Here is a 21,553-nt window from a genome sequence, read left to right as displayed (position 1 = left end):
GAGGTAAGGGCTCCTGCCCTCCAGCGGACATCCCCGCGTGGGCGGAGGTGGGCATACGCCGCGACGCAAGGAGGGGTGTGCTCAACGCCAGACGTCGGCGTGGGCCCGGGCGAAGGCTTCGAAGGTGCGCGGTGCCCGGCCGGTGACGCGCAGCACGGTGTCCGTCACGCGGTCCTCGGCCCCATCCCGGATTGTCACGTCCAGGCCCGCGAGCAGGCTTGCGTAGGCCTCCGGCATGCCAGCCTTCTCCTGCAGGTGCCGGCTCACCTCCTCCCGGCTCGCATGCACATGCCGGATGGGGCGGCCCGACACCCGGGACATCACCGCCGCGATGTCGTCGTAGCTCATCGCCTGGGGGCCGGTGATGACGTGCGCGGTGTCATGCGAGGGCTCATCCGCGAGCGCCCGGAGGCCGACCGCCGCGATGTCCGCCGCGTCCACGAACCCGACGCGCCCCTTGTCCGTGGAGGTCGTCAGCGTGCCGTCGCGCCGGACGCTGGCCCCGTGCTGGTTCTGGGGGTTGGAGACGTTCTGCATGAACCACGACGGCTGCAGCACGCTCCACTCCGGTGCGTGTTCGCGCACGAAGCGGTGCACCTGTCCCAGTCCCGGGCTTCCCTCCGGAATGGCGGAGGCGCTGAGCAGGACGATGCGCCGCACGCCCCTGGCCAGCGCGCGTTCGATGAACGGATTCATGAGGAGGGACGGGTCCGCATCCAGAGGCGGCAGCAGCAGGTACATCCGGTCCACGCCGTCCACCGCGGGTTCGTGCGTGGTGGGGTCCGCCCAGTCGAAGCGGACGTGGTCGGCGGAGGGGAACGGTGGCGTCGTGCTCCGCGTGGCGGTCCGCACCCGGAACCCTTCCAAAGCCAGCCCCTCCGCGATGGGACGTCCCGTGTTGCCAGAGGCGCCGGTGACGAGGATGCGCGGCTTCATGCCTGCTCCTTGCCGAAGCTTCCCGCCGGAGCGGCCAGGGGGTTCCAGTACTCGCGGTAGCGGACGATGCGCCCCTCGCGCAGGTGCAGGCGCATCACGTAGTCCTGTTCGTAGTGGAAGTGTGACGGCAGCAGCGTCGCTGAGCCGTGGACCTCCATCCATCCGACGTTCGGGTCGGTGGTCGGGTAGCGCTGGACGTCCGCGAAGGCGAGCCCCTGGAAGCGCTGGGTGATGGGCACGAAGTAAGCCCGGATGGCTTCGATGCCCTCCAGTCGGGAAGGCATTCCGAGCGAGGGGGCGTAGGGGAATTCAACGACGGCATCGTCGGCGAACAGGCTCAGCCAGCGTTCAATGTCGGTGCCGATGAGCGCGAGGTGCGCGTCCATCAGGCGGGTCAGGTCGGAGGTGGGGGCGGCGAGGTCCATGGGAAACTCCATCAACGAGGTGGACCTAGGATGTGACCGCCGCTATGGACGCTCAATGTCACTGCGTCCAAAAGAACTGTCAGCGCGTCCAGCGATGCAAGACGAAAAGACCGACGTGGTCTCCGATGTTCTGGAGACGCTGCGGTTCAAGACGCTGCTCTTCGGTCGCTTCGAAATGGGTGCGCCGTGGGCGCTGCGCCTGCCCCGCAAGGTCAATGCCTCCTTCTATGTGGTGACGCGGGGAGGACTGCGCCTCCAGGTGGAGGGCCTGGCGCAACCGGTGTTCCTGTCCGCGGGTGACGTGGTGCTGCTGCCTCGTGCCACCGCCCACGTGTTGGATGACGGCACCCGGAAGGTTCCCCGCGACTTCATCTCCCCCCAGCAGCTCCGGGCCGCGGCGGGGACGGACGTCCGGCTGGGAGGGCCGGGCGCGACCACCACGTTGATCACCGGCTGCTTCCAGTTTGGCGTGGACCCCACGCACCCGCTGCTGCGGGCCTTCCCGCCCATCATCCACCTGTCCACGCAGGATGCCGGCAGGGCGTCGTCGCTCGCCGCCACCGTGCAACTCCTCTCCGCGGAGACCGCCGCGCCGGGCCCGGGGAGTGCCCTCGTGGTCGGCCGTCTGGCGGACGTGCTGCTGGTGCAGGCGCTGCGGGCCCAGGCGCTGGTCGCGCAGTCGGGGGAGGCGGGGTGGAAGGCGCTGGCGGATCCGGCCATCGGCAACGCGCTGGCCCTGATGCACGAACAGCCCGGCGCGCCCTGGACGGTGGAGCGACTGGCCGCGGCCGTGGGCCTGTCGCGCTCCGGGTTCGCTGCGCGCTTCCATTCGCTGGTGGGGGAGACGCCCCTGCACTACCTGTCGAACTGGCGGATGACTCGCTCCGCGCGGTGGCTGCATGAGTCCGACGACAGCCTGGAGGCCATCGCCGAACGCGCGGGGTACGAAAGCGCGCCCGCCTTCAGCAAGGCCTTCAAGCGTCGCTGGGGCATGGGACCCGGTGCGTACCGTCGGACGCCCGCGCCGCGTGTAACGCTTCCGAAATCGATTGACACATAGGTCTTTAAATCAAGATTTTCTGGAAATACCTCCTTTCTCCTCCAGGAGTCTTCCAGCATGCATTGCTGTACCGCAACGACACGACGTTCACCGCGAACTGAGCCGGTGACCCACGGGCCGCTGGAGGATGCGGTCTCCAGCGGTCCGGGGCGCTGTCGTGCCTGCATGTTAGGGTGGGCTCATGCCGCTGGGGGCTGGAAGGCATGAAAGGACGCGCTCGTGCTCGCGGTCACTGGCATGGGGATGGTGTCAGCGCTGGGGCTGGACGTGGAAGGCAGCTGCGCCGCCAGCCGCGCGGGCATCCTGCGCATTTCGACAGTGGATGAAGTCCCGGTCTATGACGAACAGGCCCAACAGACCGAGCCCGCGCGGGGGCACACGGTGCCCATGGTATCGGAGGGGTTCACCGGACTCGGCCGACTGACCGCGCTGGCGTGCGCAGGCTTGAGGGACCTTGGACGACATACGCCTTGGGAGGGGGGGTCGCGCTGCGGGCTCCAGCTCGCGCTCTCCAATGACTTCCATCGGAGGCTGCTCGAGGAGAAGGGCCAGCTGCCTTCCCGGCACGGGGCCCGACTCGCGGAGTACACGCAGCGACTGATTCCCAACCTCTTCAAAACAATAGGCGTGCGGGAATCACCCGGGGAGTGCCACGTCTTGTTTGGCGAGTCCGGATTGCTCCAGGCCCTGAAGGCGGCCGTCATCCAGATCGAGACGGGTCGGCTGGACCGGTGCATCGTCGGAGCCGTGGACAGTCTCGTGGAACCGCAGGTCGTGACAGCCCTGGGGCAGCTCGGCCTTCTGCGGACGCCCGCGAACCCCGTGGGCATCCTCCCGGGGGAGGCTGCGGCCTTCGTCATGCTGGAACGTCCAGAGGCCGCGTCGCGCCGTGGCGCCGTCGTCGACGCGCTGCTGGAAGCGCCGAGTCTAAAGGCGGAGCCCTTCCACAGGCGCTCCGGGCAGCATGCTCAGGGACGGGCGCTCTCCCAGAGCATTTTCGAGACGCTTGATGCGGTGCGCGACCGGGGCGCGCATACCGGACTCATCGTTGGGGCCCTGAATGGGGATGCGTACAGGGCGCAGGACTGGGGGAATGCGCTCGTCCAGCTCCGGATGGCCGGAAGGCTCACGGACCTTCGTGAGTGGCATCCCGCAGCGAGTTTCGGCGAACTCGGCGCTGCCACGGGGCTGGTGGGGTTATGCATGGCGGCACGCGGCTTCTCGCGCGGGTATGCCAGGACGGACCATGTCCTGGTGTGGACCGCAGGGGATGATGGGGCCCGAGGGGCCTTCTACGTCCACGCTCCAGGTTCTCGAGCATGAAGGAAGGGTCGAGATGGCCAGCAAACACATCACGCTCACGAAGTACGAGGACCACAAGAAGCAAGAGGGCTGCGTGTGCAGGCACGAGTTTGCCTTCGATGGCCCTACCTATCCGAAATGTGCCCACCGGCCCAACGGTTACAACGAGACGCTGTCTGGCTTCGTTCCCGGCATGCCGCAGCTCGTGTCAAAACGCTCTCTCTATGAGATCGATTTCACCCAGAGCAAGCATGAGAGCACTCCCATCCAGGATCATTCCCGAGCCAGACTCCCAGCGGCGCTGGCGCTATTCAAGCAAACGGGTCGGCAGTCCAATGCAGACAGGGAGACGGGAAAGGCGCGGGACGAATACAAAAGCTCTGATCCCCGCAACGATCCGATGGCTTGGCACTTCGTTGGCCGGAACTACAAGGATTGGCACCTCCCCTTCGCGCATGAATACCACCACATCATGCCCGACGAGGCGTTCTCCGCTGCGCTGGAGCCGAAGGAAGCCGAATTCCTGATGGCGGTCGGCTATAATATGAACCATGGCAAGAACATCATCATCCTGCCTATCATGAGGGACGTCGCGTACGCCCTGATGCTTCCCAAGCATAAGGGGTGGCATCGCTCCTACAGTATGGAGTGCTTCACAGCGCTTAACTCGTTCAAGCAGGACCTTAGCGAAAAAAACGAGGGCCATGGCATCACGGCGGACAACGCGGGGGATTTGAAGAAAGACTTGGAAAGCTGGCAGGAGAATCAGTTCTTTCTTCTGGTTCAATTCGGACGGACGACAGCGATGACGAAGAGGATGGCGGCGGAACTCAATAAAAGGAGCGGAGCATGACCCAGCCATGAATACTGAAATTGGGCGGTCTGTATATTCAGTGAAGAGCAGCTACTTCATTCTCAGGAGTGAAGTTCTGGATGGGTACTGCGCCATTTTCCTGACGCCAACTGGCATGCTTGACATCCACAAGCCCGCGACTGGCGTGCGCATGGGGGATGCCTATCCCCAGGGGCTACGCTTCCAAATGGCCAAGGAGGAGAAGGGGCTGAAGATTGCGGACATCATTCCGAATGCCCTCGGGTATTTCATGGTCTCCGCGAGGATGAAGGCCCTTTTGGAGCAGCACGCTGGCGTGGAAATTGAATTTCTCCGCTTCACGCTGCTTAATCATCGTGGACGCGTTGCCGGTGAGGATTGCTACATCGCCAATGTCATTGGCGTCCAGGACTGGGTGGACGCGGAGAAGAGCGATGGGACGCGGAAGGCAAGCAATCCCAATCGATTCCTCTTCTTGAGGCGCCTCGTGCTTGATAATGACAAGCTGGACCCAGAAATTCGACTCTTTCGCACAGTGACGGTGCCGCGACTTCCCATCGTACGGCAGGACTTCAAGGAGCTTCTTGAACGGGAGGGCATGACCGGGCCGACCTTCTATCCCGTGGGAGCCGAAGTGGCCTTCACTCCATGAGTCACGATTACGTCGAGATCGCACGCCACAATCAGTCCCTGATTCTCGCCGAAACGCTGGAGGCCCTCGCGCAATCCCAGGAGTCTCCCGCCGGACTCTTCTCGAACGCGGCCGTGTGCTACCGGGTGCTGGCGCTCTGCACCCTGCTTCAAGGTGCGGACACGGAAGGCTTCGCTGGCCTCCTGTGCAAGGCCGGGCAGGCACGGCTCGCCTTCCTGGAACTCGCATCGCAAGGGGCGCGGCGCTACGAGCCGGAGTTCCTGCTCGCCAGTGACAATTGCGGCTTCAGTGATGCGCTGGCCTCCGGTGACCTGGACACGGCTCGCGCCATCGCCCGCCTTTCCCCGACGCGGCATGCGCAGGACCTCGAATACGAGGAGGATTATCTCTTCTCTCGCTTCCTGCACCTATGGGTCCTCGCACCCCGCGACACCGCCGGGTTGGAGTTGGCGCTGGAGCGCTGGGCATCCGTGGTGGAGGAGGGTGACCCTGACATGCGATTGCACGCATGCCGTGAACTCATGGAGAAGAATCCGGATCGCTTCTCGCAGGCGCTCCAGACGCTCGTGACCGAACGCAAGCGTGAGTATCGCGCCTATCGCAAGCAGCTCGACTTCGACGAGGAGGTCGCGGCGACGACGGGGAAGGTCTACCTCGACGGACTGGCGCTCCTGCGGCTCGCCGAGCTGGAAGGTCTGGGACCCCTGCCTGCGTACGAGCTGCTCCCGGAACTTGCGAGGATTCCACTCGGGACACCGCTGCCTCGACCGCAGGCCTGGCGGGCGGGATGAGTCTCAGTTCGGGAACGACACGGCCTGATCCAGGCTTTCGCTCCACTCCAGCAGGCACGAGGCGTCCACCAGGAATGTGACCTCGATGCGGTTGCTCGGGCAGGAGTAGTAGAGGGTGAAGGCGGGCTTCCAGAGGCTGGCGCTCATGTCGGTGCGGTGCGCGACTTCGAAGGTGAGGGTGACGTCGCCCCAGTCCAGGTCCACGCTGAACTCCTCCTGGTCGACCTGCCATTGCCGGAGGGCCCTCCGCAGCGCATCGAAATGCTCCCGGCGCACGACGACCTGCGGCAGTCGGATGTCGAAGTCCTCGACCATCCTCGAGTCATTGAAGGTGGAGACATCCCTCCGGAACATCGTCCCCGTGCTTCGCAACTCCATGAGCAGGCAGGGTTCTGCGTTGAGAACCATGCTCCGCCGGATGCTTCCTATCAGGGCGTTGTAGCCAGCGTTCGAGGGAAGGCGGAAGGCCATGCGTGGGTGCATGCCATGACGGGCCTCACGGACCGGGACTGACGGGCGTCACCAGCAGGCGCACCGCTTCGACAACCGACCGGCGGCGCCTGCGGATCTCCGCCGGGCTCGGCGTCGTGGGCCCAGCGCAGTAGGAGAGCGGGAAGGACCACGTCTTGGCGAGCGCCAGCACGAGCGCCAGCAGCTCGTCCGCCGCGAAGTGCTTCGTGACCATGCCCTCGCGCTGGGCCCGGGTGATGGCCGCCACCTTGTGCTGGTTGTTCTTGAGCACCCGTTCGGGGATTCCTGTCTCGGGGCTGTGCTCCAACTCGTACCAGGTGGCCAGGCGCAGCACCTGGGGCCGGACCTGGAAGCCGTCGAACAGCTTGCCTGCATAGGCCGGCAGGTCGCTCGCGTCGATGGGCGTCTCCTGCGCCACCTCCGCCACGTGCGCTTCGAAGACGGCGTCGAAGAGCTGCTCCTTGCTGCCGAAGTACGAATAGATGAGCGCCTTGTTGCAGCCCGCGGACGCAGCGATGCGATCCACGCGCGCGCCCGCGATGCCCCGCTCCGAGAACTCCGCCGCGGCCGCCTCCAACAGGCGCTGCCGGGTCTTCTGTGCGTCACCCGCCATACCTTCCCAACATGCCCCACCCCACTCCGGGTTGCACCCCGTCGCGTCCCCGTTATAACCATGTAACCAACCAGTTAGTTGAAAAGGAGTTCCACCATGGGTGCTTCCCCTGAGTCGTCCCGCGTCTGGCTCATCACTGGTTCTTCCCGAGGGCTGGGGCGCAGCTTCGCGGAAGCCGTGCTGGCGGCCGGGCACCGGCTGGTCGCCACCGCGCGCAAGCCGGAGCAACTGGCCTCACTGGTGGAGCGCTACGGCGACCGGGTCCGGGCCGTCGCCTTGGACGTCACGATGCCCGAACAGGCCCAGGCCGCGGTGAAGACCGCCGTGGAGACGTTCGGCCGCCTGGACGTGGTGGTGAACAACGCGGGCTACGGCGACCTCGCGTCCATCGAGGAGATGACGGACGACGCGTTCCGCGCGCAGCTCGACACCAACCTGTTCGGGGTGGTGAACGTCACTCGCGCCGCGCTGCCAGTGCTCCGGGCCCAGCGCTCTGGACACATCATCCAGGTGTCGTCCGTGGGAGGCCGCCTCTCCACGCCAGGCCTGGGCGCGTACCAGGCCGCGAAGTGGGCCGTGGGCGGCTTCTCGGAGGTGCTGTCCAAGGAGGTGGCCCCCTTCGGCGTGAAGGTGACCATCGTGGAGCCGGGCGGCTTCCGCACCGACTGGGCGGGCGCTTCCATGACCATCCCCGCCATCGGGCCGGACTACGCGCCCACGGTGGGCGCGGTCGCGGAGAGGATGCGGGAGAGTTCCGGCAATCAGCCGGGCGACCCGGACCGCGCGGCCCAGGTGCTGCTCCAGGTGGTCGCGCTGGAGTCGCCGCCGCTGCACCTGCTGCTGGGCAGCGACGCCTTCGGACTCGCGAGCGCGCGGCTCGATGCGCTCAAGGCCGAGGACGCGCAGTGGAAGCACCTGTCGCTGTCCACCGACTTCCCGTCACCGGCGAAGTAGCGCTACCAGAGGTTGCGCCCGTCCAGGAACACCACGCGCACGGCGTCCAGGTTGAAGTCGTCGAACAGCCGCGAGTTGATGCCGACCTTGGCCCTGCCGGGCACGACGGCGTTGTTCTCCCAGACGGGGGTGTCCGTCCACGTGCCGCAACCACAGGTTTGACAGTGGTGGTGGGCGACGGGCGCGTTGCGGTCGTACGTGCCCACCTGTTCGCGGCTCGTGAACTTCACCTGCTCCGGGTCGTAGTAGGCCCAGAGCGGGCCCCGCTTCGAGCAGAACGTGCAGTTGCAGCGGGTGACCTCCTTCGGCGGCGCCGCGACCTCGAACGTCGTCGCACCGCAGTGACAGCTTCCCTTCAGGGGCGTGGTTTCGCTCATCCCGCCATCATCTGGGAGCGCGCCCGCGCGGGGAGCGTGGGATGGCCACTCTGTCCGTGCTTCGACGCTCGGCGCCCGCGCCCGTCCGCCTTGACAGGGGCGGTGGGGGCTGATGAGGATGCAAGTCATTATCAACTTTAAATCAGGAAGCCGGGACGTCGGGTGCCCACGATGTTGAATCTCGCGGCGCTGGCGTTCTGCGTGTCGGCGGTGTCGTGGCTGGGGTCGGGACGTCGTGAGCGGTGGCTCGCGGCGGTGCCGGGGTTCGCGTGCCTGGCGTGCTGCCTGGGCGGCTTCGGTCCGGTGGCGGGGCTGCTGGTGCTGTCGGTGCTCGCGATGACGGTGGCCTCGGTGCTGGTGTTGCTGCTGGCGCCCCGCCCCGCGAGGGCCCGCACCGTCGCGTGGGTGAGCGGGGCCGTGGGGCTTCTTCCCGTGGTGCTGACGGGCTTCGGATCATGAAGGAGCCTCGCGAGGACAAGGCCGCGAACCACTCCGCCGCGCGGACGCTGGCGACGGTGGTAGGGGCGCCGCTCGCGGCGTTCGCGGTGGGCGCGGCGGTGATGGCCTTCCTTCCGGTGTCGGGGCCGTTGGCGTTCGCGGTGGGCTTCCACGCGGTGTTGCCCGTGTGGGTGGGGCTTGCGTGCGCGCTGCCCCTGGCGAGGAGCGGCCGGGTTGCCTGGAGCGTGTGTCTGGCGGTGGTGGTGCCGGTGGTGCTCGCGCTGTTCGTGCGGGGGCCGGGATGAAGCTGTCGCCTCGCACCTTCCGCATCCAGTTCGACCTGCACGCGTGGGCGGGCGTCATCGCCAGCCTCTTCCTGTTCGTCATCTTCTTCTGTGGCGTCTTCGCGATGTTCCGCGAGGACCTGGAGTTCTGGCAGGAGCCCGCGCTCCACATCGCCCCGGCTTCGGAGGCCCCGCCGTCCTTCGACGCGATGCTCGCGCGGGTGAAGGAGCAGGGGCCGTTTCCGGTGGGCTCGCACGTGGGCCTGCTCACGCACGAGGACACGCGGTTCATCACCGCGTACCTCTTCGAGCCCTCGGGGCTCCGCGTGCTGTGGCTGGACCCCGCCACCGGCACCGCGCTGCCGGAGCGCAGCCGGTTGGCCAGCGAGCTGTATTGGATGCACTTCTTCTACCGCGTGCCGTGGGGCATGGAGTTCACGGGCGTGGTGTCCGTCGCGCTGCTCATGGCGTTGGTGAGCGGCCTGTGGATCCACCTGAAGGACCTGCGCGCGCAGTGGTGGCGCTTCCGGCCCACCGTGAAGCCGCGCTTCTCCGCGTCGGATGCGCACAAGGTGCTGGGCGTCTTCGGGCTGCCCTTCACCGCGATGCTGGCGTGGTCGGGCGCGGTGCTTTGTCTGTCGGCGCTCGCGGCCCAGGGCTTCGGCTCCACGGTGTATCGAGGCCAGGCGGACCGGGTGACGCGGCTTCGCGGACACGAGCAACCGTTGCGTGACGCCACTGGACGCGAGGCGTCCATGCTGTCGCTGGACACGGTCGTGGCGCGTGCTCGCCAGTCGGTCCCTGGCGCGGAGGGGGTTCCCCGCTACGTGGAGCTCCACCACGCCGGTGATGCCAGGGCGTGGGCGGGTGTGTACTTCCAGCTCGCGCCGCTGGGGCCGGATCACTTCGCCCATGTGGATGCGGTGAGCGGCGAGACGTTCGGGTCCAGCGTCGGGTCCCGCACGCCGGCCTTCACCTTCGAGCGGCTCCTCTTCGATCTGCATGCGGGCCGGTTCGCGGAGGCGCTGATGAAGCCGCTCTACGCGTTGCTCGCGTTGGCGATGTGCGCGGTGCTCGTCACCGGCAACCTCGTGTGGCTGGAGCGCCGGGACCCTTCGCGCAAGCACCGGGGCAACCGGGTACTGGAGCGGCTGACGGTGGGTGTGTCGTCGGGGCTCGCCTTCGGGACGGCGGTCTACTTCGCCGCGAACCGCGTGCTGCCGTGGACGCTGGCGCGGCGGGCGGATTGGGAGTTCGGCCTGTACGTGGGCGCGTGGGCGCTCGCGGTCGTCGTCGCGCTCGTGCCGCGGTGGGCGCCCCGGCAGGTGGCCAGCGTGCTGTGCGCGATGGCCGCGGTGCTGTTCGGCGGGGTGGTGGTGGGCGACGTGGCGCTCCGCGACGCGAACCTGTTCACGGCGCTGGCGAGGGGACTGCCGCCGGTGTTCCTGTCGGAGCTGCTGCTGTGCTGCATGGCCCTGTGCTGTGGGGGGCTCGCCTGGGGGCTGCGCAGGCGGCGGACGGTGGAGGCCCTTCCGGGCGGTGATGCTCCGGAAGGACCCCTCCTCAACGCGTGACGGCTACCAGGTGTAGCCGACGTTGGCGGACGCGCGGCGGCGCTCGCCGTAGAAGCAGGCCGACGCGGAGCTGCACGAGGACACGTAGGTCTTGTCCCCGACGTTGGAGGCGTTGAGCGCCGCCTTCCACGGGCCGCGCTCGTAGTGCACGCCGACGTCCACCAGCGTGAAGCCCGGCACCTCCAGCGTGTTCTCTCGGTCCGCGTAGGACGCCCCTACGCCGCGCACGCCCGCCGCCGCGCCGAAGCCTCGCAGCGCGCCGTCCTGGAAGGTGTAGTCCAGCCACAGCGACGCCATCACCTCCGGCACACCCACCGGCCGCTTGCCCAGCTCCAGCTCCGTGCCCTCCGTGATTTCGAGCGAGTACAGCGACGCGGAGCCGATGAGGCTCAGGCCGCGCAGCAGCGTGGCGTTGGCCTCCACCTCGAAGCCGCGCGAGCGCACCTCGCCAATCTGGAGCTGGTTGAAGGCGCCGTCGGTGGTGACGAAGTTCTGGCGCTTCAATTCGAAGAGCGACAGGCCCACCATCAGGCGCGTGTTCTCCGGCTGGAACTTCACGCCCGCTTCCAATTGCTGCCCCGTCTCCGGCTCGAACAGCGTGCCGTCCGTCTTCGTGCCGGCCACCGGGTTGAAGGAGCGCGAAATGCTCACGTACGGCGCGACGCCGCTGTCGAAGCGGTAGAGCAGGCCCGCGCGGCCGCTCAGCGCGCTCTCGCTGCCGTCATAGCTGGCCGCGGGCGTCAGCGCGTTGTCCACCGCCAGGCCCACCCAGTCGTGGCGCCCGCTCACCACGAGGTCCAGGTGCTCTCCGAAGCGCACCTGGTCCTGGAGGTAGACGCCCAACTGGTCCTGCGTGGAGCGGTTGTCCGTGTAGCGCGTCGTGGTGGGCGTGAAGTCGCCGCGCACGGGGTTGAGCAGGTCCAGCGGCACGCCCGCCTCGTAGCCCTGCTCGTCTTCCAGCCGGTAGTGCTTGAAGTCCACGCCGACCAGCACCGTGTGGTGCACGGGGCCGGTGGTGAAGCGCGCCTCGCCCTGGGTGTCCACGGTGAAGAGGTTCGCGCTCGGCAGCGTCACGAAGTTGCCGCGCGCAAGCTGCGCTTCGGCCGGGTCGCCCGCGTAGCCCACGCCGTAGAGCGTCTGGAAGTCCAGGTCCAGGAGGGCGTAGCGCAGGTTCTGGCGCACCGTGAAGGTGTCGCCGAAGCGGTGGGCGAACTCATAGCCCCACCAGCGCTGGTCGCGCTTGAAGCGGTCCAGGCTCTTGTCGCTGGTGTAGAAGTCCGTGGGGATGCGGCCATACGGCGCGTCCACCACGGTGCCCACGTAGGGCAGGAAGTTCTGTCCCCGGGTGCGGTCCGCCAGCAGGCTCGCGTAGAGCGTCAGCGACGTGCGCTCCGTGGGCGCCCAGGTGAGCGCCGGCGCGAGGAAGAGCCGGTTGTTGTCGATGTCGTCCACCTGCGTGCCGCCACCGCGCGCCAGCGCCGTCACCCGGTAGCGCCAGTGATTGCCCGCGTCGATGGCGCCGCCCAGGTCCACGCCCGCGTAGCCGTTGGCGAACTCGTTGACGCCCACCTCCACGTGGCGCACCGGCCCGTCCGTGGGCGGACGCTTGCCCACCAGGTTGATGAGACCGCCCGGAGACGTGCCGCCGTAGAGCACCGACGCGGGGCCGCGCACGACCTCCACGCGCTCCAGGCCGAAGGTTTCGATGCGCCAGGTGGCGAAGCTGCTGGAGTACAATTGGAGCCCGTCCTGGAAGTAGCCGCCTTCCTGCGACGTGAAGCCCCGGATGAGGAACCAGTCGTTGCGCGAATCCGCGCCGAAGGTCTCCGAGCGCACGCCGGGCGTGTACCGCGTGGCCTCCACCACGGACTGCACCTGCTGCGCATCCATCTGCGCCCGGCCCACCACCGACACCGACTGCGGCGTCTCCAGCAGCGACGTGTCCGTCTTCGTGCCGCTGCCACTGCGGCGCGCGGTGAAGCCCTTCACTGGCCCGGTGGCGCGCTCCCGCTCCGCCTCCACGTTCACCGTGGGCAGCGTGAAGGTCTCCTCTGGATCCGTGGAGGTCGCCGGAGCCGGGGTCGGAGCCGGGGCAGGGGCCTCGGACGGGGACACGACGGGGGACGACTCCGAGGGCGCCGGGGACTCCGGCGGCGCGACGGGCTCCTGGGCCAGGGCCGACGAGGACAGGACGACCGAAGCGCCGAACAGCGCTCCCGGGACGAGGAGGCGCGCGCGGCTTCGAGACAGGATGGGCATGTTGAGAATGATTTGCGAAATCAAGGGGAGGCCCGTCGCGTAGCACGGCCCCCGCTGACGCGGCAAGGCGGGAGTAGGGCGGGACGGCGGTGACGCCCTCCCGGTCCTTCCCGCTGCCACACGGCCTGTCTGTGTTTGGCGCCCCGGGTGGGTTGCTACCCCGGAGCGCTCGCGCCCGTTTGGGGCGTCAACGACTCAGGCGCGCTCGACGCGGATGCGCGCGGGCAGGCCGTTGAGGCTGTCCTCTTCCTCGGTGCCCTTGAGGCCTTCGGGGCCCACGTGGATCTCCGCGGCCAGCGTCTCGCGGGACACTTCCTCGCGGGCCGCGTCGACGACGCGCTTCACCCGGTCATCGCCGTCCACCCACAGGCGGATGCGGTCGGTGTAGCCCAGGTTCATGTCCTTGCGAGCGCCCTGCACGCGCGCCAGCAGCTCGCGCACCAGACCCTCGTCCACCAGGGACTCCGTGAGCTGCGTGTGGAGCACCACCACGCCCACGCCCGCTCCAGCGGCGGCGTAGCCGGGCTGCGCCTCCACCAGCGTCTCCAGCTCCTCGGCAGGGAAGACCATGTCCTCGCCGCCCACGTTGAGGGCGACCTTGCCCGTCTGGAGCAGCTCGTGGTGCAGCGCGCGGCCGTCGCCGGAGTCGAACGCCTTGCGCACCGGCGCGAGCTTGGGTCCCAGCCGGCTGCCCATGGCGCGCAGGTTGGGACGCACGCGGTAGCGCACCACGTCCGCCTCCGGGCTGCCCGGCTCCACCAGCTTCACGGTGTGCACGTTCAGCTCGTCGGAGATGAGCTCCTGGTACACGGCCACGCGCTCGGACAGCTCGCGGCGCGACAGGATGACGTCCGCGCGGGACAGCGGCTGGCGCACCTTGAGCTGCTTCTCCGTGCGCACCTTGAGGCCCAGCGACACCAGCTCGCGCACCGCGCCCATCTCCGCGGCCAGCCCCTCGTCGATGAGGCTCGCGTCCACGTCCGGGAAGCGCGCCAGGTGCACGCTCTCCGGCTGCGTCTTGGGCCACGGCTTCACCACCAGGTTGCCCCACATCTCATCCGTGAAGAACGGGATGAACGGCGCGGACAGCGCGGTGATGGTGGTGAGCGCTTCGTACAGCGTGAAGTACGCGTCCTGCTTGTCCTGTTCGAAGCCCGGCGCCCAGAAGCGCTCGCGGCTGCGGCGCAGGTACCAGTTGGACAGCGCGTCCACCAGCGCCACCATCCGCTGGGCCGCGTCGTACACCTGATATGTGTCCAGCGCCTTCGCCACGTCGCGCAGGGTGAGCTGCACCTCGGAGAGGATCCACCGGTCCAACACGGGCCGGTCCTTCACCGCGCGCCAGCCCTCGCTCTTGCGGATGGCAATCCACGGCGCCTCCGTCGCGCCCGCGTTGCCCTTCGCCGGGTTGAAGCCGTCGATGTTCGCGTAGATGGTGAAGAACGAGTAGACGTTGCGCAGCTTGACCTGGAAGTCCTTCTGCAACAGCCGCACGTTCGCCAGCGAGTGGCGCGTGTTGGACCACGTCGGGCTCGCCGCGTAGAAGAACCACCGGAACGCGTCCGCGCCCGGGGCCTTCGTCGCCGGGTCCTTGAGCACCACGCGCTCGCCCGGGGCCAACCGGGGCACCTCCACCGGCATCACGTCCACGCCGCGCGCGGACGGCTTCACGTCCAGCGCCTGTAGCTCCGCCGGGGCCAGCAGGATGACGCGGCGCTTGAGCTTCTTGTGCACCTTCACCGTCACGGTGACAGCGGTGTCCGGCCGGTCCGGGCGGAAGAGCTGCACGCGGGCGCCCTCCTGCGTGTCCAGGCCCTCCAGGTCCTCGCGCGCGATGAGCGCTACGCCGGGCTCCGCGGGGACGCCGGCCTCCGTGGCGGTGAGCACCGCGAAGTCCATGCGCACCTCGTCCAGGATGATCTCCGGCGGGGTGTAGTTGCCCTTGGACTTGGACTCCTTCTTGCCCTCCTTGTCGGAAACGTGGCCCAACACGATGCAGCTCTTGTACGGCATGGGCCATTCACGCTTCGGCGTGAGGCCCATGCGCTTCTGGGTCTCCTCGTCGAAGATGAGCGTGCTCACCATCAGCAGCGAATAGAACCAGCCGCGCGTCTGGTCGATGGCCTCCGAGATGAAGTCCGCCGGGAACGCACGGTTGAAGGTCTCCTTGGAGCCCTCCGCGTGCGGGAAGCCCCACTGCGCGAAGGGCATGCAGCCGGAGTCGAACCACACGTCCACCACTTCGGGGACGCGCTGGAACTTCCCGCCGGTGCCGGCCTTCTCGTAGGTGACCTTGTCGATCCACGGCTTGTGGACCAGCAGGTGCTCCGCGTTGGATTCGTGCGGCTTGCCGGCGAGGAACGCCTTGAGCTCCGCCTCCACGGCGGCCACGTTGTTGCCCGGCTTCTGGCGCAGCTCCGCGATGGACGGCACCGCCTCCGTCTCACCCGTCTCCGAGTGGATCCACAGCGGCAGCGGCGTGCCCCAGTAGCGCTCGCGCGACAGGGCCCAGTCCACGTTGTTGGCCAGGAAGTCGCCGAAGCGGCCGTCCTTGATGTGCTCCGGCACCCAGTTGACGTTCTGGTTGTTGGCCTTGGCCTGCTCGATGACGGACGTGGTGCGGATGTACCAGGCGGGACGGGCGTACTGGATGAGCGGGTCCTCGTCCGCGCGCCAGCAGAAGGGGTACTCGTGGCGGTACTGCTCCGTGTGGATGAGCAGCCCGCGCTCCTTCAGGTTGCGCTGGAGGTCCTTGTCCGCGTCCTTCACGAAGCGGCCGGTGACGAGCGGCACCTCTTCGGAGAACGTGCCGTCCGGCTTCACCGCGCAGCGCATCTCCAGCGCGTCCGGGTTCTTGAAGCGCAGCCGGTCCTTGCGGAAGGCGTCGTAGTCGTCCTCACCGAAGGCAGGCGCGGTGTGCACGATGCCCGTGCCGCTGTCCAACGTGACGAAGTCCGCGGCCAGCACGCGCCAGCCCACGGAGTCCTCGCCGCCGTCCTTGAGGGGCAGCGTCGCGTCGGCGTCCTTCGCGAAGTACGTGTCGAAGGGCGGCGTGTAACGCTTGCCGACCAGCTCCTTGCCCTTCTGCGTGGACAGGACCGGGAGGTCCTTCTTGAGCTTCTTCGCCAGCTCCTCGCGCAGCGCGGCGGCGATGATGAGCTTGCGGTCCCCGGCGTCCACGGTGACGTAGTCCACCGACGGGTTGACGGCCGCGTACATGTTGGACGGCAGCGTCCAGGGGGTCGTCGTCCAGATGAGCAGCGCGGTGTCCGGAGCCTCGCGCAGCGGGAAGGCCACGTAGACGCTGGGGTCGTCCACCGTCTTGTAGCCCAGGCCCACTTCCGCGGCGGACAGCGCGGTGCCGCCGCGCGGCCACCACCACACCACCTTGTGGCCCTGGTACAGCAGGCCCTTCTTGAACAGCTCCGAGAGCGCCCACCACACGCTCTGCACGAAGCCCCGGTGGTAGGTGACGTAGGCCTCGTTCAGGTCCACCCAGAAGCCGATGCGCTGGGTGAGCCGCTCCCATTCTGCCGTGTAGCGGAAGACGGATTCGATGCAGCGCTCGGTGAAGGGCTCGACGCCGTAGCGCTCGATCTCGGCCTTGCCGTGGATGCGCAGCTCCTTCTCGACCTCCACCTCCACCGGCAGGCCGTGCGTGTCCCAGCCCGCCTTGCGCGGCACGTAGTGGCCCCGCATCGTCTGGTAGCGGGGGAACAGGTCCTTGATGACGCGCGTGAGGACGTGGCCGTTGTGGGGCAGGCCGTTCGCGGTGGGCGGCCCTTCGTAGAAGACGAAGCTCTTGGCCCCTTCGTTCGCCTTGAGCGATTTCTCGAAGATGCCGCGTTCCTTCCAGAATGCCAGGACGCGGCGCTCCTCGGCCGGGAAGTCCATCTCCACGGGGACCGCGTCGAACAGGGACGAAGGCTTTTCAGACATGGTCGCTTGATACCACCGGACAGGCCCGCTGGCAGTGAATCCGGGCCCTTGGGACCCGCCCCGACCGTGGGTGGACAAATCAGGTTTTGCTGAAATTCATGTAATCCCGGGTGGACTGGTGGCACCTTGCCCGCTTCCCGGGCAGCCCCTGGAGGTCCCCACGTGATGGATGTCCCCCGTTCCACCCCCTCTTCCTTCCCGTCCGCCCTGGCGCTCCTGGCGGCGCTGGTGCTGTGCCTGGGCGCGGGCCCGGCGCGGGCGCAGGTGTCCCGGACGCTGAGCACGCCGGGCCCTACGGCGCAGGCGCAGAAGGTCTACAACCTGCTGACGGACCTGGAGAACAACAGCCGCAACGGTGGGACGAAGCAGACCATCATGGGTCAGCACTGCGAGGCCCAGAAGGAGTCCTACGCGGGCGAGTACTGGGTGAAGGTGGGAGACATCTCCGGCCGGCGTCCGGGCTTCGTGGAGTTCGACTTCGGGCCGGGCAACAACCGCGCGACCTACAGCGAGTCGTACGTGGACTACGCGGTGGGCTTCGCGCGCGACCGGTTCGTCTACGGGGAGGGCATCGTCGGCTTCAGCTTCCACCAGTCCTACCCGGGCGCGCCGGTGAAGAGCTGGCCGAACAACTTCCGGCAGTCGTGGATGGATTACAACTGGATGGGCCGGGTCATCAACTGGCAGGCCAACACGGCGGAGTACCAGGCGCTGCTGCGCGACCTGTCCTTCGCGGCGGACAAGCTCACCCTCCTGCGGGACGCGGGCGTGCCGGTGCTGTACCGCCCCTTCCACGAGATGAACAAGAAGGGGAGCGCGTCACCGTTCTGGTGGGCGAACCAGGATCCGTACCAGTACAAGCAGCTTTGGAACATCGCGCACGACTACCTGGTGAAGACGCGCGGGCTGAAGAACCTCATCTTCGTCTGGTCGCCGTATGAGTGGGACGGGACGTACGGAGGGGACGCGGCGGCCTACTACCCGGGCAGCGACCGCGTGGACGTGGTGGCGGTGGACATCTACCACGGCAATCCCTACTTCCCGGCCCAGTTCTACACGGGGCTTGCGGGCTACAACAAACCGCGCATGGTGGCGGAGACGGACAAGCTGCCGGTGCGCTGGGGAGACAGCCGCTACGGGACGGTGTCGGTGCTCGACTCCCATCCGTGGACCATCTACTCCGTGTGGGGCGATTCGCTCATCTACAACCTGGGCACGACGAGCCCGAACGACTGGAACGTGTCCAGCAACTACAAGGCCATCAAGGACACGTATGGGTATCAAGGCACGTACTGGCGGGTGCTGACCGGCGGCGGCAACGCGACCTACAACTGGGGCGCGTTGCGCTGACGGGACGCGGTCACCAGTTCGTGGGGCGGTAGTCCTTGAAGAAGTTGCCCCAGACGAACTCGTTCGTGTTGATGGCGGTGATGATGGGGTCGACGATGCGCGCGGCCCCGTCCACGATGTCCAGCGGGGGCTGGAAGTCCAGCTCCTGCACCTTGCGCTCGGCGTGGAGGATGGGGTCTTCGTCCGTCACCCAGCCGGTGTCCGCCGCGTTCATGAAGATGCCGTCCCGGGCGTAGTCCGCCGCGGAGGTGAGCGTCATCATGTTCAGCGCGGCCTTGGCCATGTTGGTGTGCGGGTGCTTGTCCGTCTTGGTGCCGCGCGAGAAGCTGCCCTCCATCGCGGACACGTTGACGATGTGGCCCGGCTGCGAGCGGTCGCGCATCATCAGCGGCTTGAGCTTGCCCACGAGGATGAAGGGCGCCACCGCGTTGATGAGGTGCACCTCCAGCATCTCCGAGGTCTGCACCTCCGACAGCTTCAGGCGCCAGGAGTTCGTCTTGCGCAGGTCCACCTGCTGGAGGTCCGCGTCCAGCCGGCCCTGCGGGAAGAGCGCCTGCGTGTCGGGCTCCTGCTCCATCGCGTAGGGCAGGAGCGACAGCGCCGCCGACGAGTGGATGCCCAGCGCCGGGTCGCTGCTGCGCCACGTGGTGGCCGACAGCGCCGTGCTCACGTCCGTGTCACCCGCGCTCAGCACGTTGCCCGGGGTGCCCGGATTGAGGGCGGGCCGCAGTGCCGCGATGCAGGCATGGTGGCCGGCGAGCAGCGGGCGCACCTCCTGGGGCAGGGTGTTCGCGTCCCGCAGCTCACCCTCCAGCAGGTGCCGGTAGAAGCCCGGCGGACGGCGCACCGTCTGCGCCGCGTTGTTGATGAGGATGTCCAACTTCGCGTGCGTCTCTTCGATGTGGCGCGCGAACAGCTCCACGCTGGGCGCGTGGCGCAGGTCCAGGCCGTGCACGTGCAGCCGGTGGGACCAGTCCGCGAAGTCCGGCTCGCGCGCGTAGCGGAGCACCGCGTCCTGCGGGAAGCGCGTGGTGGCGATGACCGTCGCGCCCGAGCGCAGCAGCATCAGCGACGCCTGGAAGCCAATCTTCACGCGGGCGCCGGTGATGAGCGCCACCTTGCCGTTGAGGTTCGCCTGCTGCGTGCGGCGGGAGTAGTTGAAGTCCCCGCATGCGCTGCACAGCATGTCGTAGAAGAAGTGGAGCTTGCGGTACTCCTGCTTGCACACGTAGCACTTGCGAGGCTCCTCCAGCACGCGCTCCTCGGTCTCCGTGGGCGGCGGCGGGGGCAGCATCGGCAGCGTGAGCACGGGGGCGCGGCGCAGCGCGCGGATCTCCGTGTTGGCGCGCACGACGCGGTCCTTGTCGCGCTTCTCGACCTTGCGCTCGCGCTTGAGCGTGTTCAGCAGCTTCGACTTGGCGGCCTTGTCCGGGTGCACCAGCCGGCCGGCGGCGGCGAGCAGGCCGTGGTGGTCTTCTTCCGGGAGGCGGGTGAGCAGGATGCGGTGCTCGGTCAGCGTCCGCAGCAGGTCGATGGCGCGGCGCACTTCCTCCACGCTGGGGGTGGGAGGAACGGGGGCGTCCTGCGGCGGCGGGGTGGTGTTGACGAGTTGATTCATCGCCCGCGTGCTTACCCTCCCGGACGCTCCAGGGGAAGGCGGGCCCGCAAGGGGCTCGGTGGGCGGGCGGGGCGCCGGGCGTCCGGGCTGGGAACCTACACGGGCCGTCCGCCGGAGCTTCGGTCGTGTCGAGGGCGGAGACGGAGAGGGTGGGCCTGCGCGCCCTGGTGACGGTGTGGGGCGCGCAGCGGCCAGGGTCCCCCCCTCCTTCCACGGAGGGCAGGCGAGGGGACCTGTTTCAAGCGCCGCGATGCAGGCGGCGCGGGGGATTCAACTCAGGAGTCGTAGCCGTAGTAGCCGTCGAGCACGACGACCTTGCGCGTGGCCGGGTAGTAGAGGACGGCGCGCGTGTCGAACTCGTGGCAGTTATGGCAGGACACGCCCTGGGTGTAGAGCCACGCCTGCACGTCGCCGCCACCCGCGAAGGCGTCAATCGCCTGGAGCAGCGCCGCGCCGTCGCCGTAGTAGTTCGACGTGAAGAGGATGCTCTGCGACAGGCCCGCGCGGTTGGTGTACGTGCCGCCCGAGGGATCCGGGAAGGACTGGTCCTGCTCGGCGACCTTCGCGACCACGCCCTGGATGGTGGGGGTCGTGGCGGGGCACGACGGCGTGCGGAACGCGGTGATGGGGGACAGGCCATGCCACGCGCCGTTGTTGGAGCCGACGTTCCACGTCGCGCGCGCGGGCTCCAGCGCCGAGGCGTTGATGGACGTCAGCGACAGCGGCTGGGGCGAGCCCACGTCACACGCGTTGGCGACGTACAGGCAGCGCGTCACCTGGCGGTAGGTGCCGCACGCGGAGAAGTCCGTCGTGCCAGCGGGCTGGTTCTGCACGCAGTCGTAGGTCGCGGGCTGGCAGGAGGGCGACGGCCAGACGTCGTACGCATCCCCGGTGGTGAGCGCGAGGCTGGTGACGCGGCCGACCAGCCGGCCCGTCTTCTGCGCCGTCCCGCCCGCGTTGAGCGCCGCCGTGAAGGTGAGCGGCGTGGTGTGCGGGTCCATGGCCTGCTTCAGCGTGTCGTAGCTCCAGTCCAGCTTGAAGCTGTCCGCGTCCACGTTGCCCACGGCGGGGATGCCGTCCGGCGCGGTGACGGTGAGGGCGCTGGCCGCCGCGTCCACGTTGCCCCGGTACACGAGCGACTGCAGGCCGTTCACGACGTAGTAGGGCGTGACGTCCTCCGACACCCACACGGCGTTGGAGCCGCGGAAGTCATAGAAGCGCGGGGCCACTTCGATGCGCGCGGTGTAGTGCGTGGGCGTGCCCGTGAAGGTGTCCACCGTCACGAACAGGGGCAGTCCGGCCAGCACCGAGTTCAGCTCGTGGCCTTCCGGGAGCACCACCTCCAGCCGGCGCTCGCTGATGATGTTCGCCTCGCCGAACGCGTCGTCGGGCACGTAGCTGAACACGTTGCTCAGGTAGCGGTTCGCCGTGGCGTGGAGGATGAGCGAGCGCACGCCGTTGCGCGTCTCGAAGGTGCCCAGCGTTTCGAAGCTCAGCGTGAGCGACGCCTCGGTGGCGTAGAGGCGCTCCACCGTGGCGGCGGCGGTGCTGGTGCCCGTCGTCTCCACGGACTCGACGGCGTCCGTGGGGGCTTCGGTGGGGCCGCTACAGGCGGGAGCGGCGAATGCGACAAGACATGCGAGTCCGAGTGAACGGGGATTCATGGCGGAGCCTCCGG

General features: G+C 68.1%; 19 protein-coding genes. 10 read left to right on the top strand and 9 right to left on the bottom strand.

Annotated features, from left to right (window positions below; genetic code table 11):
* Positions 1-81 precede the first annotated feature (81 nt).
* A complete protein-coding gene (locus tag OV208_RS20170) occupies positions 82-936 on the bottom strand; it encodes an NmrA family NAD(P)-binding protein (protein ID WP_267575471.1) in 855 nt (284 codons plus the stop codon).
* Positions 933-1,361: a nuclear transport factor 2 family protein gene (locus OV208_RS20165; protein WP_120582650.1), complete on the bottom strand. Its 429-nt coding sequence runs from the start codon at positions 1,359-1,361 to the stop codon at positions 933-935. The genes OV208_RS20170 and OV208_RS20165 overlap by 4 nt, the downstream gene beginning before the upstream one ends.
* A gap of 115 nt (positions 1,362-1,476) precedes the next feature.
* Between OV208_RS20165 and OV208_RS20160 the strand changes: the two genes are divergently transcribed.
* The 5 genes from OV208_RS20160 to OV208_RS20140 all read left to right on the top strand — a co-directional run bounded on the left by OV208_RS20160 (position 1,477) and on the right by OV208_RS20140 (position 5,998).
* On the top strand, positions 1,477-2,421 hold the full coding sequence (locus OV208_RS20160) for an AraC family transcriptional regulator (RefSeq protein WP_267575470.1): 945 nt from the start codon (positions 1,477-1,479) through the stop codon (positions 2,419-2,421).
* A 318-nt stretch (positions 2,422-2,739) separates the two neighbouring features.
* The gene (locus OV208_RS20155; protein WP_267575469.1) at positions 2,740-3,744 is read left to right on the top strand and encodes a beta-ketoacyl synthase N-terminal-like domain-containing protein; all 1,005 of its coding nucleotides are present in this window, start codon (positions 2,740-2,742) and stop codon (positions 3,742-3,744) included.
* 13 nt (positions 3,745-3,757) lie between these two features.
* Complete coding sequence (locus OV208_RS20150; protein ID WP_267575468.1) at positions 3,758-4,576, top strand: AHH domain-containing protein; 819 nt, start codon at positions 3,758-3,760, stop codon at positions 4,574-4,576.
* A gap of 7 nt (positions 4,577-4,583) precedes the next feature.
* Complete coding sequence (locus OV208_RS20145) at positions 4,584-5,207, top strand: imm11 family protein (RefSeq protein ID WP_267575467.1); 624 nt, start codon at positions 4,584-4,586, stop codon at positions 5,205-5,207.
* Positions 5,204-5,998, top strand: coding sequence for a hypothetical protein (locus OV208_RS20140; RefSeq protein ID WP_267575466.1), 795 nt, complete (start codon positions 5,204-5,206; stop codon positions 5,996-5,998). Before OV208_RS20145 ends, OV208_RS20140 begins: the two co-directional genes overlap by 4 nt.
* A 3-nt stretch (positions 5,999-6,001) precedes the next feature.
* On the opposite strand, the gene OV208_RS20135 is transcribed toward OV208_RS20140, so the two are convergent.
* On the bottom strand, positions 6,002-6,406 hold the full coding sequence (locus OV208_RS20135) for a hypothetical protein (protein WP_267575465.1): 405 nt from the start codon (positions 6,404-6,406) through the stop codon (positions 6,002-6,004).
* A gap of 88 nt (positions 6,407-6,494) precedes the next feature.
* On the bottom strand, positions 6,495-7,082 hold the full coding sequence (locus OV208_RS20130) for a TetR/AcrR family transcriptional regulator (protein ID WP_267575464.1): 588 nt from the start codon (positions 7,080-7,082) through the stop codon (positions 6,495-6,497).
* Between the two features lie 96 nt (positions 7,083-7,178).
* Between OV208_RS20130 and OV208_RS20125 the strand changes: the two genes are divergently transcribed.
* Positions 7,179-8,036, top strand: coding sequence for an oxidoreductase (locus OV208_RS20125; protein ID WP_267575463.1), 858 nt, complete (start codon positions 7,179-7,181; stop codon positions 8,034-8,036).
* 2 nt (positions 8,037-8,038) lie between these two features.
* On the opposite strand, the gene OV208_RS20120 is transcribed toward OV208_RS20125, so the two are convergent.
* On the bottom strand, positions 8,039-8,413 hold the full coding sequence (locus OV208_RS20120) for a GFA family protein (RefSeq protein ID WP_267575462.1): 375 nt from the start codon (positions 8,411-8,413) through the stop codon (positions 8,039-8,041).
* Positions 8,414-8,584: 171 nt separating this feature from the next.
* Here OV208_RS20120 and OV208_RS20115 point away from each other — a divergent pair, with 171 nt between their 5' ends.
* Genes OV208_RS20115 through OV208_RS20105 form a run of 3 tightly spaced genes read left to right on the top strand, consistent with a single transcriptional unit; the run spans position 8,585 to position 10,709 of the window.
* Entirely contained in the window at positions 8,585-8,872 is a 288-nt protein-coding gene (locus OV208_RS20115; RefSeq protein ID WP_267575513.1) for a hypothetical protein, read from the top strand.
* Positions 8,869-9,156 (top strand): hypothetical protein, encoded by a 288-nt coding sequence (locus tag OV208_RS20110; RefSeq protein WP_267575461.1) that lies wholly within the window; start codon positions 8,869-8,871, stop codon positions 9,154-9,156. The genes OV208_RS20115 and OV208_RS20110 overlap by 4 nt, the downstream gene beginning before the upstream one ends.
* Complete coding sequence (locus OV208_RS20105; RefSeq protein ID WP_267575460.1) at positions 9,153-10,709, top strand: PepSY-associated TM helix domain-containing protein; 1,557 nt, start codon at positions 9,153-9,155, stop codon at positions 10,707-10,709. Before OV208_RS20110 ends, OV208_RS20105 begins: the two co-directional genes overlap by 4 nt.
* A gap of 3 nt (positions 10,710-10,712) precedes the next feature.
* On the opposite strand, the gene OV208_RS20100 is transcribed toward OV208_RS20105, so the two are convergent.
* Both OV208_RS20100 and ileS read right to left on the bottom strand, forming a co-directional pair.
* Positions 10,713-12,968: a TonB-dependent siderophore receptor gene (locus tag OV208_RS20100; protein WP_267575459.1), complete on the bottom strand. Its 2,256-nt coding sequence runs from the start codon at positions 12,966-12,968 to the stop codon at positions 10,713-10,715.
* Positions 12,969-13,163: 195 nt separating this feature from the next.
* Positions 13,164-16,907: an isoleucine--tRNA ligase gene (gene ileS / locus OV208_RS20095; protein ID WP_267575458.1), complete on the bottom strand. Its 3,744-nt coding sequence runs from the start codon at positions 16,905-16,907 to the stop codon at positions 13,164-13,166.
* A gap of 165 nt (positions 16,908-17,072) precedes the next feature.
* Between ileS and OV208_RS20090 the strand changes: the two genes are divergently transcribed.
* Positions 17,073-18,257: a glycosyl hydrolase gene (locus OV208_RS20090; protein ID WP_267575457.1), complete on the top strand. Its 1,185-nt coding sequence runs from the start codon at positions 17,073-17,075 to the stop codon at positions 18,255-18,257.
* A gap of 10 nt (positions 18,258-18,267) precedes the next feature.
* On the opposite strand, the gene OV208_RS20085 is transcribed toward OV208_RS20090, so the two are convergent.
* Together OV208_RS20085 and OV208_RS20080 are read right to left on the bottom strand one after the other, a co-directional pair.
* A complete protein-coding gene (locus tag OV208_RS20085) occupies positions 18,268-19,875 on the bottom strand; it encodes an SDR family NAD(P)-dependent oxidoreductase (RefSeq protein ID WP_267575456.1) in 1,608 nt (535 codons plus the stop codon).
* A gap of 275 nt (positions 19,876-20,150) precedes the next feature.
* Complete coding sequence (locus OV208_RS20080) at positions 20,151-21,539, bottom strand: hypothetical protein (protein ID WP_267575455.1); 1,389 nt, start codon at positions 21,537-21,539, stop codon at positions 20,151-20,153.
* Positions 21,540-21,553 lie beyond the last annotated feature (14 nt).

The sequence above is a fragment of the Corallococcus sp. bb12-1 genome, assembly GCF_026626765.1.
Lineage (GTDB): Bacteria > Myxococcota > Myxococcia > Myxococcales > Myxococcaceae > Corallococcus > Corallococcus terminator.
This window is presented reverse-complemented; position numbering and strand designations above follow the sequence as displayed.